The following is a 14054-nucleotide window of genomic DNA, read 5'->3' on the forward strand; positions in this document are numbered from 1 at the left end:
TGGTCCCAGGGCCGGGGGCCACCCCTCTCCACGGGCGCGGAAACAGCCCGGCGGGCTGCGTATACTTGCTGGACTGCAAGGGTCCGCCTGCGGTGGGGAGCGAGAGGGATCACGTTGACGTTCACCATCGCGTACGCCCGGCTTGATGGCGGTGGCGTCTGCCTTCGGCTCGCCGGCGAGCTCGACATCAGCACGGCTCCGGCGCTCAACGCCGCGATCGACCGGCTCGCCGACGAGGGCGAGCGGCAGCTGCTGGTGGATCTCAGCGAGCTGAACTTCTGCGACTCGACCGGCATCGCGGCCTTCGTCCGCGGCGACAACCGGGCCTCCGCCGACGGTGGTTGGCTGCGGGTCACCGGCGCCACCGGGCGGGTGCAGCGGGTGCTCCAGGTGACCGGGCTGGCCGAGGTTCTCAGATATGACGCGGACACGCCCGACCCGACCTCGCCGTCAGCCCCGTGATGGGCTAGATTTCCCGGCCAGCAGGCGACCGCGACGGTCGCCGTTCCGCCACAACACGAAGCAGGTGGCCATGGGTCCAGGCACCCCCAGCCCAGTTCGCATCCTGGTGGTGGACGACGACCCGGGCGACGTCCTGATGATCGAGGAGGCCCTCGAGGACTCCGATGTCGAGAAGGTCATCGACGTGGTCAACGATGGCCAGGAGGCGATGGAGTTTCTCCGTCGTCGCGGGCGGCACACCGCGGCCCGGCGCCCGGACATGATCCTGCTCGACCTGAACATGCCCCGGATGGACGGACGGCAGGTGCTCGGCGAGGTGAAGCAGGACGAGGATCTGCGCACCATCCCGATAGTGGTACTGACCACGTCGAACGCGGACACCGACATCGTCGGCAGCTACACCCTGCAGGCCAACGCGTACGTGACGAAGCCGATCGACCTGGACGACTTCAACAACGTGGTGCGGCGCATCGATGAGTTCTTCGGCCGCGTGGTGGTGCTGCCCAAGCGGCGCTGAGCCCTCCGTTGCGCCCCCGGCCGGGGCGTCGGCGTTCCGCCGGGATTCTCCACGCGCGGCCGCCGATCGGCGACCCCCCTCGGATGCTGAACAATTTGCCCGAACCGCCCCGGCCGTCGCTGCCAGCCAGCAGGATCGAGGAAAGAACATCAGCTTCCTGGGGGGCGACAGCATGAGGTTCTCCGTCGTTGAGACCGGCTACGACCAGCGGCAGGTGGACTCCTGCCTCGACGAGCTGGGGGTTCGGTTGACCCGGCTCGCGGCGCGGGCGGAGAGCGCCGCGGGCGCCGGCCGCGAGTGGGACCAGATCCGGCAGGAGGCGACGCGGCTCTGCGGCCTGCTCGCGCGGCGGGGCGGCCCGGCCGAGGGCGACGTCGCGGCGGTGCGTACCGACGTGACGGCGGTCGAGCGGGAGGCGGCCGAGCTGTTGGCCCGAGCCCGCAGCGAGCTCGACGCGGCCCGCGAGGAGGCCCGTCTGGTGCGCGAACGGGCGTACGCCGAGGCGGTGCAGGCCCGCCGCGACTTCGAGGCGGCGCTACTGGCCCGGCGGCGGCGCGAGGCCCAGGTGGACGAGATCCTCTCCGGGCCGGCCGCGGAGCAGGTGCCGGCCGACACCCCGACCGCCGCGGCGGCCGTGCCGGGCGCCGGTGTGCCGGCGACCCGGGTCGCGGCGGGAGCGGGCGCCGAGACCCCGGCGGACACCGAACGGAGTGCGGCCTGAGCGCGGCTCAGACCAGCGCGTCGACCACCGTGGTGGCCCGCTCCTCGTGCCTGGCGTACGCGTCGGGGAACGCGGAAACCTGCACGGCCTGGGCCGCCTGGGTGAGGCTGAGGTCCTGCCAGCCCGGTACCTCGTTCAGCGCCGAGTAGAACGCCCGGGCCGCGTACGCCGGCCGCATCAGTTCGGCCACCGTGCCCCAGCCACTGCTGGGACGCTGCTGGAACAGGCCGACCGAGTCGTGGTCCCAGCCGATCGCCTGGTACGGGTAGTTCTGCGACTCGGGCAGCACCCCGCTGGCGTAGTTGTAGAGGTTGCTCTCCTGCATGGCGGTGGCGACGGCGATGATCAACCCCCGGCGCGGCATCTTCATCTCCCGGCCGACGTCGACGATCACCTTGGCGTTGTCCATCTGGCGCTGGTCCAGCCCGGCGACGGGCCGGGGGCGCTTGGGCTTGGCCGGCTTCTTCGGCGCCGCCTTCCTCGTGACGGTGGGGCTGGGGCTCGCGGCCGGAGTCGGGGTGACCGGCACGGCCGGCGGGGGCGTCCGCTCGAAGTCGCGCGAGGCGCGCTGCTCGGCCGCGGCCCGGTCCGCCATCACCTCGCGTACGGGCTCGCGGCGCTGGCCGATCTCCTCGGCGCCGAAGAATGCCACCAGGCTGAGACAGCAGGTGACGCCGGTGGCCACGGCGATCCTGGAGGCGAGCCGGCGAGGGGGTTCCGGGGCGCGGTGCCGTCCGATCCTCTTTTCGGCTGATGCGACATCGGTCGAGCGGCCAGCGGGTCGCTTCTCGGTCGTCTTCTGCGCGGGGGAGTCGTCGGGATGCACCCGCCGAGGCTAGAAAGCATCGCGGCGCTTGCCACCAGGGCGGTTGGTGGCATGCGCCACATTTTGCCATGATCCGCCCGCTCATTACGCTCGGTGAACCATGAATCCGGCTCATTTAACTTCTCGTATTTATCGGTAATTACCGTCTCGCCGGGATGAAGCACGCCGAAGATCACCTTTCCGATCCGTCGTCACCCCTCCTCCGTTCGGCCCATGCCCGTACCAACTGTCCTGCCAGCGGCTGCTCCGCCGGTGGTGCCGTCGACGGCGGCCCCGGGGGTCGTCCCGGCGAAGCCGCATCACGCCAGCTCGCTGCGTCGCCGCTCGGTACGATGCGGACAGTGACGGAGCGTGCGATCGACGAGCCGGCGGGCGGCGAGCCCAGCCGGGACCGGCGAGGGCTGGTGGTCGGCCTCCTCGCCGTCCTGCTCGCCGCCCTGCTCGCCGGCCACCGGGCGGTCCCCAACGTCCACGGGATCGGCAGCCTGCTCGACAGCGCCACTCCGTTGCTCGGCCTGGCCGTACCCCTGTTGGCGATCGCCGCGCTGCTGCGCCGGTCCCGGCGGGCGCTCGCGGCGGTGCTGGTGCCGACGGTCGTCTGGGTGGCGCTCTACGGCGGCGCCTGGCTGCCGCCGGCGGCCGGCGACGCGCCGACCGCGCTCCGGGTGGCCAGCCAGAACCTGCGTTCCGGCAATCCCGACCCGGCCGCCACCGTCGACGCGCTCGCCCGCACCAAGGCCGACCTGATCGCGCTCCAGGAGGTCGACGACGACCGGATCGACGCCGCCCTGCGCGAGCGCTACCCGCACCGGGCCGCCGTCTCGACGGTTGCCCTGTGGAGCCGGTGGCCGATCCGGGACTCCACCGGCGTGGACACCGGGCTGGGCTGGACCCGGGCGTTGCGCGCGGTCGTTGCGGCCCCGCAGGGCGACCTGGTGGTGTACGTGGTCCATCTCGGCTCGGCCCGGGCGGGACACACCGCCACCCGGGACGAGACGCTCGCCGCGCTGGCCGCAACCGTACGCGATGACCACGCCCCGCGGCTGATCGTGCTCGGTGACCTGAACACCGCCACGACCGACCGGGTCTTCGCGCCGCTCACCCGGCTGCTGCGCGACGCCCAGGCCGACGCGGGGCAGGGCTTCGGCTTCACCTGGCCGTCCGAGCTGCCGGTGACCCGCCCCGACCACGTGCTGTACCGGGGCCTGACCCCGACCGCGGCCGGCGTGCTCCGCACCCCGGACAGCGACCACCGGGCGGTGACCGCCGGCTTCCGCTGGTGAGCCGGGTGGCTCAGTGCCGACCGTTCTCCGCCGGGGTCACGGTGAGTCGGTGCCGGCTGCTGTCGCCGCTGGAGAAGGGCCAGAGCCGGTCCGCGTACGCGACCAGCTCGGCCAGCTGCTCCCGGCTGAGCCCGGCCGAGGAGATCTCCGCGTGCACGTCGGCCCGGTACCGGCCGTCGTCGTCGCGTCCGAGCTTCGCCTCCGCGGTGACCTGGACCGTGTGCGCCTCGTCGGTGATCTCGCCGGCCGCCTCGACCGCCGCGTGGTGCAGGCAGGACGCGAACGCGGCGGCCAGCAGCTGCTCGGGCGACAGACCGGTGCAGTGTGGCGCCAGCGGCGACGCCAGGGTGGTCGAGAGCCCGCCGTCGTCGGTGCGTACGTGACCGCCCGCCGCGGTCGCGGTGGCCTCCTTGAGCCAGGAACTGGGATCCGGCATGGCGTTCCTCCCGTCACTCACCGCCCGGCTACCCGACCCCCGTCCGGTGAAACCGCTGGCGAGCGGCCACGGCAGCGGTTCCGCCCCCCGACTCAGCAGGCCAACCCCGTGGGACCCCGGTCCTCGACGGCCATCGCCTGGGTGGCCTCGGCGGCCGCCCGGTCGGTCCACGGCGACACCGGGGCGTTCCGCGGCCGCGGGGTCCCTGCGAGCATCGGCACGTAGACCCGGGCATCCACCGCCTCGGCGAGCAGCAGCGCGGCCACCAGGCTGGTCGGGCGCCGCGCCGGGTCGTCGGCCAGGCAGTTGCGGCACAGGTCGGCGACCTCCGGGGCCAGCCCCTCGATCTCCGGCAGCGGCTCCGGCGCCCGCCGCTTCCGCGCGCCCAGCAGCTGGGTGGCGCTGCTGGCCTGGTAGGGCAGTCGGCCGGTGAGGCAGTAGTACACCAGCACCCCGACGGCGTACATGTCGGCGGCGGGGGTGGCCGGCTGCCGGTCCAGCTGCTCCGGCGCCAGGTAGGCCGGGGTGCCCACCACGATGCCGTCGGGCGTGCGGTCCGGCGATCCGGCGGGGGTGGCGATGCCGAAGTCGAGTACCTTCACGCCGGACGGGGTGAGGATCACGTTGGCCGGCTTCACGTCGCGATGCACGATGCCGTGCGCGTGCGCGGCGGCGAGCCCGGCGCTCACCTCGGCGCAGACCCGGACCGCGATCCGCCAGTCCAGCGGGCCGTCGCGCAGGTGGGCGGCGAGCGTCTCGCCCTCGGCCAGCTCCATCACGATGTACGGCAGCTCGTGGCCGGGGAGAAGGGTGGACGTGCCGAAGTCGTGCACGCTGGCAACGTTCGGGTGCACGAGCCGCGCCGCCGACCGGGCCTCGTCCCGGATCCGCTCCACCAGGGTCGCCTCGTCGTCCTGTCCGGGGGAGATGAGCTTCACCGCCACCGGCCGGTCCAGCACGAGGTCGTGGGCCCGCCACACCTCCGACATGCCACCGATGCCGATGCGCTGTTCGAGCTCGTACCGCCCGCCCAGCGTTCTCATCGACCGCTCCTCGTCCTCGTCCGACCTGGTGGCGCGCGCCCGGGCGCCCGGCACTCCGGACGCGGTACCCGGGCTCCGAGCTGGGCAAACCGCCCGAGGTTTGGGGGTTGGGGGCGGGTGGCGCGCGGTAGCTTCGCCTGCAGGGGCGCGGCGACGACGGATGTCGGTGGCGAAGGGGGTGCGCGGGGTGGCCATGGTGACCGTACGGTTCGTCGGCGGGCCGGCGAGCGACCTGGTCCGGGAGCTGCCGGCCGGGCCCGACGGGAAGCCGCCACAGCGGTGGATCATGCGGCATCCGGGCGAGGCGGCGTCCGCCGCGGGCGGCGGGCCGGACCACCTCTACGAGCGCGACCACCGGGACGGCTACGGCACCTGGACGATGCGGTTCGTCCGCACGGAGCCGTTCGGCGCGACCGAGTGACCTCCTGACCCGCCGTCCGCTCAGGCGCGGGCGGTGCCGGTCGGGATGACCGGGGACGTGGTGCGCTCGACCGGCCAGGCCGGCACGCCCTGCCCGGCCAGCCACTCCGGACCGTCCGGGCCGCGGACCAGCGCGGGCGAGGTAGGTCGGGGCTGTGGCCGCGCTGTGCGCCGCGCCTTGCGGCGCGGCGCACAGCCGATACACAGGGTCGGGACAGGGCTGGCACAGCCGGGGCGCCCACCATGGCGGACATGGTGATGGACGGGCAGGTCGCGCAGGGCCGCATCGAGCTGCGCCGACCCGACGGCGAGCCGGTCCGGGTGCTGGTGGTCGACGACGAACCCACGCTGACCGACCTGCTCTCGATGGCCCTGCGCTACGAGGGCTGGCAGGTGCGCAGCGCGGGCAGCGGCATGGCGGCGCTGACCGCCGCCCGGCAGTTTCAGCCGGACGCCGTGGTCCTCGACGTGATGCTGCCCGACCTGGACGGTTTCCAGGTGCTGCGGCGGCTGCGCGAGCAGACCCCGACCGTCCCGGTGCTCTTCCTCACCGCCCGGGACGCGGTGGAGGAGCGGATCGCCGGGCTCACCGTCGGCGGCGACGACTACGTCACCAAGCCGTTCAGCCTGGAGGAGGTGATCGCCCGGCTGCGGGCGCTGCTGCGCCGCTCCGGGTTCGCGGTCGCCACCCGGGAGGACGCCGTGCTCACCGTCGGCGACCTGAGCCTGGACGAGGACAGCCACGAGGTGCGCCGGGGCGCAGACCTGATCACGCTCACCGCGACCGAGTTCGAGCTGCTCCGCTATCTGATGCGCAATCCGCGTCGGGTGCTGAGCAAGGCGCAGATCCTCGACCGGGTCTGGAACTACGACTTCGGCGGCCAGGCCAACGTCGTCGAGCTCTACATCTCGTACCTGCGGAAGAAGATCGACGCCGGTCGGGCACCGATGATCCACACGCTGCGGGGCGCGGGGTATGTCCTCAAGCCGGCGGAGTGACCGGGCCGCCGGCCTGCGGCGCTGGCTGGCCGGCTGGTCCCTGCGCCGGCGGCTGGTGGTCTCGGTGGTGGCGCTGCTCGCCGTGGTCAGCATCGGCATCGGCGGCCTGACCACGGTCGCCCTGCGGCACTTCCTGGTCGCCCAGGTCGACGACCAGCTCACCGCGGCCCCTATGCGGCCGGACGGCGACCGGCGGCCCTCACCGTTTGACCTGCCCAGCGTGCGCACGGTGGGCATACCGCCGGGGTTCCCCCCGGGCACGATCGTCGCCAAGATCGTCAACGGCGCGGTCGATGAGGCCCGGACTCGGCCCGCCACCCGTACCGGAGACGAGAGGGTCCCGGTCGCCGAGCTGACCGGCTTGACCGACGTGCCCACTGACGGCCAGCCGCACACCGTGGACCTCGGCGCCCGGGGCGACTACCGGGTTGTGGCCCGACAGGTGGCCGACGGCGTCCTGGTGTTCGGCCTGCCGCTGGCCGAGGTGCAGGAGACCGTCTGGTGGATGGTCGCGGCGCAGGCGGGCGTGGCCGGCGCGGGGCTGTTGATAGCCGGCAGCCTCGGCGCACTGATCGTCCGGGCCACGCTGCGTCCGCTCAACCGGGTCGCCGCCACCGCCAGCCGGGTCACCGAGCTGCCCCTGGACCGGGGCGAGGTGGCGCTGTCGGTCCGGGTGCCGGCGGCGGACACCGACCCGCGTACCGAGGTCGGGCAGGTGGGCGGTGCGCTCAACCGGATGCTGGGCCACGTCGCCGCCGCGCTCGCCGCCCGGCAGGCCAGCGAGACCCGGGTACGCCAGTTCGTCGCCGACGCCAGCCACGAGCTGCGTACCCCCCTGGCCGCGATCCGCGGCTACTCGGAGGTGGCCCGGCGCGGCCGGGACCGGGTGCCGCCGGACGTCGCGCACGCGCTCCGCCGGGTGGAGTCGGAGACCACCCGGATGACCAGCCTGGTGGACGACCTCCTGCTGCTGGCCCGGCTAGACTCCGGCCGCCCCCTCGCCGCCGAACCGGTCGACCTGACCGCGCTGGTTGTCGATGCGGTGAGCGACGCGCACGTCGCCGGGCCGGAGCACCGGTGGCAGCTCGACCTGCCCGACGAGCCGATGACCGTGATCGGCGACGCGGCCCGGCTGCACCAGGTGGTGGCGAACCTGCTCGCCAACGCCCGGGTGCACACCCCGCCCGGCACGACCGTGACCACCCGGCTGGCCCCGGCCGACGGCGGCGTCGAACTCGGCGTCGCCGACGACGGGCCGGGCATCCCGGCCGACCTGCAGGGAGAGATCTTCGAGCGGTTCGCCCGGGGCGACAGCTCGCGTTCCCGCGCGCACGGCAGCACCGGCCTCGGACTGGCCATCGTGGCCGCCGTGGTGGAGGCCCACCACGGGCGGGTCGACGTGGCCAGCCGCCCGGGCCGAACCGTCTTCACCGTGTGGCTGCTGGATTCCACAGCTGACGCATAGGCGGCTCACGGGGCCGGGCCAGCGGAGCCCAGAAGGCTTGCCGGCATGGACAGAACAGAGAGCCTGCTGACCGCGCCGACGACCGAGGCGTCCGCTGTCGCGCCGGCCACCCCACCACCCATCACATCGACCGCGGCGGAGCCTGATCCCACCCGCACCGACGGGGCGGGTCCGCCGGGCGGCGGCCCGGCCTGGGTCAGACCCGCCCTGGTGGGCCTGCTGCTGGCCACCGCGCTGCTCTACCTGTGGGGGCTGGGCGCCTCCGGCTGGGCCAACTCGTTCTACTCGGCCGCGGTGCAGGCCGGCTCGGTGAGCTGGAAGGCGTTCTTCTACGGCTCGTCGGACGCGGCCAACTCGATCACCGTCGACAAGACCCCGGCCTCCCTCTGGCTGATGGCCCTCTCGGTACGGATCTTCGGGCTGAGCAGCTGGTCGATCCTGGTGCCGCAGGCGCTGCTCGGCGTCGCCTCGGTCGGCGTCCTGTACGCCACCGTCCGCCGCTGGTACGGCCCGGCCGCCGGCCTGATCGCCGGCGCGGTGCTCTCTGTCACCCCGGTGGCCACCCTGATGTTCCGGTTCAACAACCCCGATGCCCTGCTGGTGTTCCTCCTCGTCGCCGCCGCGTACGCCACCGTGCGCGCGGTGGAGACGGCCGGCACCCGGTGGATCGTGCTGGCCGGGGCGCTGGTCGGCTTCGGCTTCCTCACCAAGATGCTCCAGGCGTTCCTGGTGGTCCCGGTCTTCGCCGGGGTCTACCTGCTGGCCGCCCCGACCGGCGGCTGGCGGCGGATCCGGCAGCTGTTGCTGGCCGGGCTGGCCGTGATCGTCTCCGCCGGTTGGTGGGTGGCGATCGTCGAGCTGGTCCCGGCGGGTGCGCGCCCCTACATTGGCGGTTCGCAGGGCAACAGCCTCCTGGAGCTGACCCTCGGCTACAACGGCCTCGGCCGGATCACCGGCGACGAGGAGGGCAGCGTCGGCGGCGGCCGGATGGGCGGTGGCCCGTTCGCCGCTCAGACCGGCTGGCTGCGGATGTTCGACACCGAGGTCGGCGGGCAGATCTCCTGGCTGCTGCCGGCCGCGCTGATCCTGCTGGTGGCCGGACTGGTGGTGGCCCGCCGGGCGGCGCGGACCGACCGGAGCCGGGCTGGCCTGCTGCTCTGGGGCGGCTGGCTGCTGGTGACCGGGGCGATCTTCAGCCTCATGTCCGGGATCTTCCACGCCTACTACACGGTGGCGCTCGCCCCGGCCGTCGGCGCGGTGATCGGCATCGGCGTCACGCTGCTCTGGCGGGAGCGCACCGCTCCGGGCGCCGCACCCGCGACCACCGAGGCCGGCCCGGCAGCGGTGACCCGTCGCCGAGCGTACGCGGCGACGATCACCCTGGCGGTCACGCTCGCGGCCACCGCGTGGTGGTCGTGGCGGCTGCTGAGCCGCAGCGCCGAGTGGCACCCGTGGCTGCGTACGGCCGTGCTGGTGGTCGGGCTGGCCGCGGCGGCGCTCATCGTCCTCGCCGACCGGCTGCCCCGCCGGGTGACGCAGGTTGTCCTCGCGCTCGGGGCGGCCGCCGCGCTGGCCGGACCGGTGGCGTACTCGCTGCAGGCGGCCGCCACCCCGCACACCGGCTCCATTCCCAGCGCCGGCCCGTTCGTGCCGGGCGCGTTCGGCCCGGACCGCGGTGGCATGCCGGGCGGAGGCGGGTTCCCCGGCTTCCCCGCCAGCCAGGGCACGACCGGCGGCCCGGGGACCGATGGGCGTCAGGGCACGATCGGCGGCCAGTTCCCGGGCTTCCCGGGTGGGCCGGGCACCGACGGTGGGCAGCTCCGCGGCCTCCCGGGCACCGGCCAGGGCAGCACCGGCGGGCAGCTCCCCGGCCTCCCCGCGGGCAGCACGCAGTTCCCCGGCGGTGACAGCGAGGGCCGGTCGTCGCGCGGTGGCGGCATGGGCGGGCTGCTCGACTCCCGCGAGCCCAGCGCCGAACTCAGGGCGCTGCTGGAGCAGGACAGCGACCGGTACACCTGGGTCGCCGCGACGGTCGGGTCGAACAACGCCTCCGGCTACCAGCTCGCCACCGGCGAGCCGGTGATGCCGGTCGGCGGCTTCAACGGCAGCGACCCGTCCCCGATTCTGGCGCAGTTCCAGCGGTACGTCGCCGAGAGGAAGATCCACTACTTCATCGGCGGCGGCGGGTTCCGGGCCAACGGGGGCAGCTCCGCCTCCCAGGAGATCGCCTCGTGGGTCGCCGAGAACTTCACCTCGAAGACCGTGGACGGGGTCACCGTCTACGACCTGAGCAGCGGAAGGCAGGGCTGACCCGATGACGCACTTCAGTGATCCCCGGTTGGCGGTGCAGGCCCGGCCGGCGGCGCCCACCGCGGTGCTGGACGTGGTGGTCCCGGTCCACAACGAGGAGACCGACCTCGGCGCCTGCGTCCGGCGGCTGCACGCCCACCTCACCGAGCACTTCCCGTACCCGTTCCGGATCACGGTGGCGGACAACGCCAGCGTGGACGGGACGCTCGCGGTGGCCGAGGCGCTCGCCGCGGAGCTGCCCGAGGTCGGCGTCCTGCACCTCGACGCCAAGGGGCGCGGCCGGGCGCTGCGAACCGCCTGGTCGGCCTCGCCGGCGCCGGTGCTGGCGTACATGGACGTGGACCTGTCCACCGATCTCGCGGCGCTGCTGCCGCTGGTCGCGCCGCTCATCTCCGGCCACTCCGACCTGGCCATCGGCACCCGGCTGGCGCGTACCGCCCGGGTGGTCCGGGGCGCGAAGCGGGAGGTGATCTCCCGGGGCTACAACCTGCTGCTGCGCGGCACGCTGGCGGTGCGCTTCTCCGACGCGCAATGCGGGTTCAAGGCGATCCGGGCCGACGTGGCCGCCGGGCTGCTGCCGCTGGTGCGGGACACCGGCTGGTTCTTCGACACCGAGCTGCTGGTCCTCGCCCAGCGGGCCGGCCTGCGGATCCACGAGGTGCCGGTGGACTGGGTGGACGACCCGGACAGTCGAGTGGACATCGTCGCCACCGCCCTCGCCGACCTGCGGGGCATCGGTCGGCTGGCCCGGGCGTTCGTCACCGGCGCGCTGCCCCTGGCCGAGCTGCGCGAGCAGCTCGGCCGGGCGCCGCTGACCACGGCGCCGGCGCAGGTGCCGGTCGGGCTGCCCCGGCAACTGGGCCGGTTCGCCGCGATCGGGGTGGCCAGCACCCTGGCCTACCTGGCGCTGTTCCTGGCGACCCGGGGCCTGCTGGGGGCGCAGGCGGCGAACCTGCTGGCGCTGCTGGTCACCGCGGTGGCCAACACGGCCGCCAACCGCCGGCTCACCTTCGGCATCACCGGGCGTCGGCACGCCGGCCGGCACCACCTCCAGGGGCTGCTCGCCTTCGCCCTCGGCCTGGCGCTGACCAGCGGCTCCCTCGTAGCCCTGCACGCCGCGTCCGCCGCGCCAGCCCGCCCGCTGGAACTGGCCGTCCTGGTCGCCGCCAACCTGGCCGCCACCGTGCTGCGGTTCGTGCTGCTCCGTCTCGGCATGCACCATCGTCGGCCGGGCCGGGCGGCGGTCAGGGACTGAACGCGGTCGAGAGGACCTCGACGAGGCGTCGCGCGTGCCGCCCGTCGGGGTCCTCGTCCGCGTTGAAGTCGGCCAGGCTCACGCCGACCAGGCGCTCCGATCGGGCCAGCGGGGTGAGCAGCGCGAGCAGCTCGTCCCAGTCCGGCCCGTCGGGCTCCGGGTAGGTCACCGCCGGCAGGGCCTGCGGGTCCAGCACGTCGAGGTCGAGGTGCAGCCAGGCCGCCCCGACGTCCTCACCGGCCAGCTCGCGGCCGACCTCCGCCGCCCCCCGCTCGCGCAGCGCGGGGGCCGGCACCTGGGCGATCCGCGGGTCCACCCGAGCGGCCTCCTGTCGGCTCAGGTCGTCGCGGGGCGGGCGGTGGCCGACCAGCCGGACGAGTTCCGGGTCCACCAGCGGCCCCCCGCGGTCGAAGAGGTCGGGGCCGTGACCGGTGAGCACCGACAGCTCCATGTCCGCGCCCTCCCCGGTGGCCGAGGTACGACCGTCCGCGAAGTCCACGTGACCGTCCAGGAACCACAGTCCGCTACCGGCGGGCAGGGCGAGGAAGACGCCGAGCAGGATGGTGCAATCCCCGCCGACGACCAGCGGGCGCCGCCCGGCGGCACGGACGGCCGCCACCTCGCCGGCGATCGCCCGACTGGCCCGACGAACCTGCTCCGCGCCGATCAGCCCGGTGCCCGGGTCGCGCTCCGGGTCGTCGATCCGGGCGTCGACCGTCCCGCCGTCCGCCGCGCCGAGCCGCTCCAGCAGACCCGCGGCCCGGAGCGCGCGGGGTGCGCGCTCCTCGCCCCGGCTCCGGCCCGAGGACTCCAGCGCCGCGTCCAGCACCGTCCATCGCACAGCCGCAGGTTAGTCCGCACGTGGCAGGCTGGGCTGATGTACCGGGAACGTCAGTCGGCCCTGCCCGGCGCCGTGCTGTGGACCAGCGTCAGCACCGGCGCCCGGGTCCGGGTGCTGCCCGACGGGTGCCTGGACCTGCTCTGGTCCAGGCGGTCCGGGCTGCTGGTAGCCGGGCCGGACCGCACCGCGTACCTGACCGACTCCGCCCCGGGCGAGCGGTGGCTGGGACTGCGCCTGCCGCCGGGCGTCGGTCCGGCGGTCTTCGGCGTCCCGGCCCACGAGCTGCGGGACCGCCGGGTGCCGCTCGACGCGCTCTGGGGCCGGGCGGCGGTCGAGCTCGCCGAGCTGCTCGGCGACCGACCGACCGGCGCGGCGCTGGAGGCCGTCGCCTCCGCCCGGCTGGCCGGGGCCGGCGGCCCCGACCCGCTCGGCGCTCGGGTCGCCGCGCTCCTGGCCGCGGGCGTCACCGTCACCGCGACCGCCGCCGAGGTCGGGCTCGGCGAGCGCGTCCTGCACCGCCGGTGCCGGCACCTCTTCGGGTACGGCCCGAAGACCCTCGCCCGCATCGTGCGGATGCAGCGGGCGCTGACGCTGGCCCGGGCGGGTACGCCGCTGGCCGAGGTGGCCGCCCGCAGCGGCTACGCCGACCAGGCCCACCTGACCCGGGACGTCCGGGACCTGGCCGGCGTCCCACCCACCCGTCTGCTGCGGCGCTGACCCGGCGGCCGTCAGTCCGCGGCGAGCGGCGCGAACAGGTCCACCCCGTTGCCGTCCGGGTCGTGCAGTACCGCGTACCGCTGGCCCCAGAAGGCGTTCCACGGCGCCAGGTGGCCGTGGAACCCGGCCCCGGTCAGCTCGGTGTACCAGCGGTCCACCTCGGCCGGGTCCGCGCAGCGGAACGCCAGGTTGACCCGGGGGCTGCCGGTGGCCGGCGTCCAGCCCGGGTCGAAGGAGCGGATCGTCTCGACGGTGTCCCAGGCCAGCCGGACGCCGTTGTCCAGGGTGACCTCCACGTGCGGTTCGCGCTCCGCACCGGGCGGCACGGCGACCCCCAGCCGCCGGTAGAAGTCGAGGGTGCGGGCCATGTCGGTGACGGCCATGCCGATCAGGTCGAGTCGAGGTGTCATGGCGCCCACGCTAGGGGCCGCCAGCCGGGGCGTCTTGAACGGAACGGACGCGTGCTGACCGGTGTGCCCTTCACGGGGGCCCGGCGCGGCGTACGGTGTGACCGAGACAAGTCCGGCTTTCAGGGCAAAAGCCTCATCACGGCGTACCCCGGGATGCCGGGCTCCATCACGGCGAGGGAAGGAGCGGCCGGTGATGCACCTGGCCTACCTGGACGCGGGGTCCGGCAGCCTGATCGTGCAGGCGGTGGTCGGTGGGGTGGCCGGAGCCGTGGTGGCGGCCAAGCTCTACTGGCGCCGCCTGGTGGCCCGGTTCCGTCGCCAGCCCACCGACCAGGGCTGAGCGGGCCGG

The 14054-nt window shown here is 74.5% G+C and carries 16 protein-coding genes; 11 read left to right on the top strand and 5 right to left on the bottom strand.

What is annotated here, in order from left to right; translation table 11 throughout:
- Positions 1-114 precede the first annotated feature (114 nt).
- From GA0070624_RS17930 to GA0070624_RS17940, 3 genes are all read left to right on the top strand, one after another.
- Positions 115-462 carry an STAS domain-containing protein gene (locus GA0070624_RS17930; protein WP_091342606.1) on the top strand — a complete coding sequence of 116 codons (348 nt, stop codon included), beginning with the start codon at positions 115-117 and terminating at the stop codon, positions 460-462.
- A gap of 70 nt (positions 463-532) precedes the next feature.
- Positions 533-979, top strand: a complete 447-nt coding sequence (locus tag GA0070624_RS17935; RefSeq protein WP_091342607.1) for a response regulator — start codon at positions 533-535, stop codon at positions 977-979.
- A gap of 172 nt (positions 980-1151) precedes the next feature.
- A complete protein-coding gene (locus tag GA0070624_RS17940; protein WP_091342609.1) occupies positions 1152-1700 on the top strand; it encodes an ATPase in 549 nt (182 codons plus the stop codon).
- A gap of 7 nt (positions 1701-1707) precedes the next feature.
- Here the strand turns inward: GA0070624_RS17940 and GA0070624_RS17945 are convergent, their stop codons facing one another.
- Complete coding sequence (locus tag GA0070624_RS17945; protein WP_176731754.1) at positions 1708-2526, bottom strand: hypothetical protein; 819 nt, start codon at positions 2524-2526, stop codon at positions 1708-1710.
- A gap of 341 nt (positions 2527-2867) precedes the next feature.
- Here GA0070624_RS17945 and GA0070624_RS17950 point away from each other — a divergent pair, with 341 nt between their 5' ends.
- Positions 2868-3809 carry an endonuclease/exonuclease/phosphatase family protein gene (locus GA0070624_RS17950; RefSeq protein WP_245718855.1) on the top strand — a complete coding sequence of 314 codons (942 nt, stop codon included), beginning with the start codon at positions 2868-2870 and terminating at the stop codon, positions 3807-3809.
- A gap of 10 nt (positions 3810-3819) precedes the next feature.
- Here the strand turns inward: GA0070624_RS17950 and GA0070624_RS17955 are convergent, their stop codons facing one another.
- Positions 3820-4245: an OsmC family protein gene (locus GA0070624_RS17955; RefSeq protein WP_091342612.1), complete on the bottom strand. Its 426-nt coding sequence runs from the start codon at positions 4243-4245 to the stop codon at positions 3820-3822.
- A gap of 92 nt (positions 4246-4337) precedes the next feature.
- Positions 4338-5288, bottom strand: coding sequence for a serine/threonine-protein kinase (locus tag GA0070624_RS17960; RefSeq protein WP_091349011.1), 951 nt, complete (start codon positions 5286-5288; stop codon positions 4338-4340).
- A 160-nt stretch (positions 5289-5448) separates the two neighbouring features.
- Here GA0070624_RS17960 and GA0070624_RS17965 point away from each other — a divergent pair, with 160 nt between their 5' ends.
- The 5 genes from GA0070624_RS17965 (at position 5449) to GA0070624_RS17985 (ending at position 11737) form a co-directional block, all read left to right on the top strand.
- Positions 5449-5709, top strand: a complete 261-nt coding sequence (locus GA0070624_RS17965) for a hypothetical protein (RefSeq protein ID WP_245718856.1) — start codon at positions 5449-5451, stop codon at positions 5707-5709.
- A 251-nt stretch (positions 5710-5960) separates the two neighbouring features.
- Positions 5961-6707 (top strand): response regulator transcription factor, encoded by a 747-nt coding sequence (locus GA0070624_RS17970; RefSeq protein ID WP_091349013.1) that lies wholly within the window; start codon positions 5961-5963, stop codon positions 6705-6707.
- Positions 6685-8172: a sensor histidine kinase gene (locus tag GA0070624_RS17975; RefSeq protein WP_091342614.1), complete on the top strand. Its 1488-nt coding sequence runs from the start codon at positions 6685-6687 to the stop codon at positions 8170-8172. The genes GA0070624_RS17970 and GA0070624_RS17975 overlap by 23 nt, the downstream gene beginning before the upstream one ends.
- A 45-nt stretch (positions 8173-8217) precedes the next feature.
- The gene (locus GA0070624_RS17980; protein ID WP_091342615.1) at positions 8218-10482 is read left to right on the top strand and encodes a glycosyltransferase family 39 protein; all 2265 of its coding nucleotides are present in this window, start codon (positions 8218-8220) and stop codon (positions 10480-10482) included.
- Positions 10483-10486: 4 nt separating this feature from the next.
- Positions 10487-11737 carry a glycosyltransferase gene (locus tag GA0070624_RS17985; RefSeq protein ID WP_091342616.1) on the top strand — a complete coding sequence of 417 codons (1251 nt, stop codon included), beginning with the start codon at positions 10487-10489 and terminating at the stop codon, positions 11735-11737.
- Here GA0070624_RS17985 and GA0070624_RS17990 read toward each other — a convergent pair.
- Positions 11727-12578 carry an arginase family protein gene (locus tag GA0070624_RS17990; protein ID WP_091342618.1) on the bottom strand — a complete coding sequence of 284 codons (852 nt, stop codon included), beginning with the start codon at positions 12576-12578 and terminating at the stop codon, positions 11727-11729. The genes GA0070624_RS17985 and GA0070624_RS17990 overlap by 11 nt on opposite strands.
- Positions 12579-12614: 36 nt before the next feature.
- Here GA0070624_RS17990 and GA0070624_RS17995 point away from each other — a divergent pair, with 36 nt between their 5' ends.
- Positions 12615-13295 carry a helix-turn-helix domain-containing protein gene (locus GA0070624_RS17995; protein WP_091342619.1) on the top strand — a complete coding sequence of 227 codons (681 nt, stop codon included), beginning with the start codon at positions 12615-12617 and terminating at the stop codon, positions 13293-13295.
- 11 nt (positions 13296-13306) lie between these two features.
- Here GA0070624_RS17995 and GA0070624_RS18000 read toward each other — a convergent pair whose 3' ends face one another.
- The gene (locus GA0070624_RS18000) at positions 13307-13705 is read right to left on the bottom strand and encodes a VOC family protein (protein WP_091342620.1); all 399 of its coding nucleotides are present in this window, start codon (positions 13703-13705) and stop codon (positions 13307-13309) included.
- Between the two features lie 190 nt (positions 13706-13895).
- Here GA0070624_RS18000 and GA0070624_RS34825 point away from each other — a divergent pair, with 190 nt between their 5' ends.
- Complete coding sequence (locus GA0070624_RS34825; RefSeq protein WP_176731755.1) at positions 13896-14045, top strand: hypothetical protein; 150 nt, start codon at positions 13896-13898, stop codon at positions 14043-14045.
- The last annotated feature ends 9 nt before the right edge of the window (positions 14046-14054 follow it).

Source organism: Micromonospora rhizosphaerae, from assembly GCF_900091465.1.
GTDB classification, from domain to species: Bacteria; Actinomycetota; Actinomycetes; order Mycobacteriales; family Micromonosporaceae; genus Micromonospora; species Micromonospora rhizosphaerae.

Excerpts from the sequence above, each read along its gene's own strand:
- GA0070624_RS17980 (WP_091342615.1), top strand. The coding sequence starts at position 8,218 with ATGGACAGAACAGAGAGCCTGCTGACCGCGCCGACGACCGAGGCGTCC.
- GA0070624_RS17975 (WP_091342614.1), top strand. The coding sequence starts at position 6,685 with ATGTCCTCAAGCCGGCGGAGTGACCGGGCCGCCGGCCTGCGGCGCTGG.
- GA0070624_RS17940 (WP_091342609.1), top strand. The coding sequence starts at position 1,152 with ATGAGGTTCTCCGTCGTTGAGACCGGCTACGACCAGCGGCAGGTGGAC.
- GA0070624_RS18000 (WP_091342620.1), bottom strand. The coding sequence starts at position 13,705 with ATGACACCTCGACTCGACCTGATCGGCATGGCCGTCACCGACATGGCC.
- GA0070624_RS17995 (WP_091342619.1), top strand. The coding sequence starts at position 12,615 with ATGTACCGGGAACGTCAGTCGGCCCTGCCCGGCGCCGTGCTGTGGACC.
- GA0070624_RS17955 (WP_091342612.1), bottom strand. The coding sequence starts at position 4,245 with ATGCCGGATCCCAGTTCCTGGCTCAAGGAGGCCACCGCGACCGCGGCG.
- GA0070624_RS17970 (WP_091349013.1), top strand. The coding sequence starts at position 5,961 with ATGGTGATGGACGGGCAGGTCGCGCAGGGCCGCATCGAGCTGCGCCGA.
- GA0070624_RS17935 (WP_091342607.1), top strand. The coding sequence starts at position 533 with ATGGGTCCAGGCACCCCCAGCCCAGTTCGCATCCTGGTGGTGGACGAC.
- GA0070624_RS17965 (WP_245718856.1), top strand. The coding sequence starts at position 5,449 with ATGTCGGTGGCGAAGGGGGTGCGCGGGGTGGCCATGGTGACCGTACGG.
- GA0070624_RS17985 (WP_091342616.1), top strand. The coding sequence starts at position 10,487 with ATGACGCACTTCAGTGATCCCCGGTTGGCGGTGCAGGCCCGGCCGGCG.
- GA0070624_RS17960 (WP_091349011.1), bottom strand. The coding sequence starts at position 5,288 with ATGAGAACGCTGGGCGGGCGGTACGAGCTCGAACAGCGCATCGGCATC.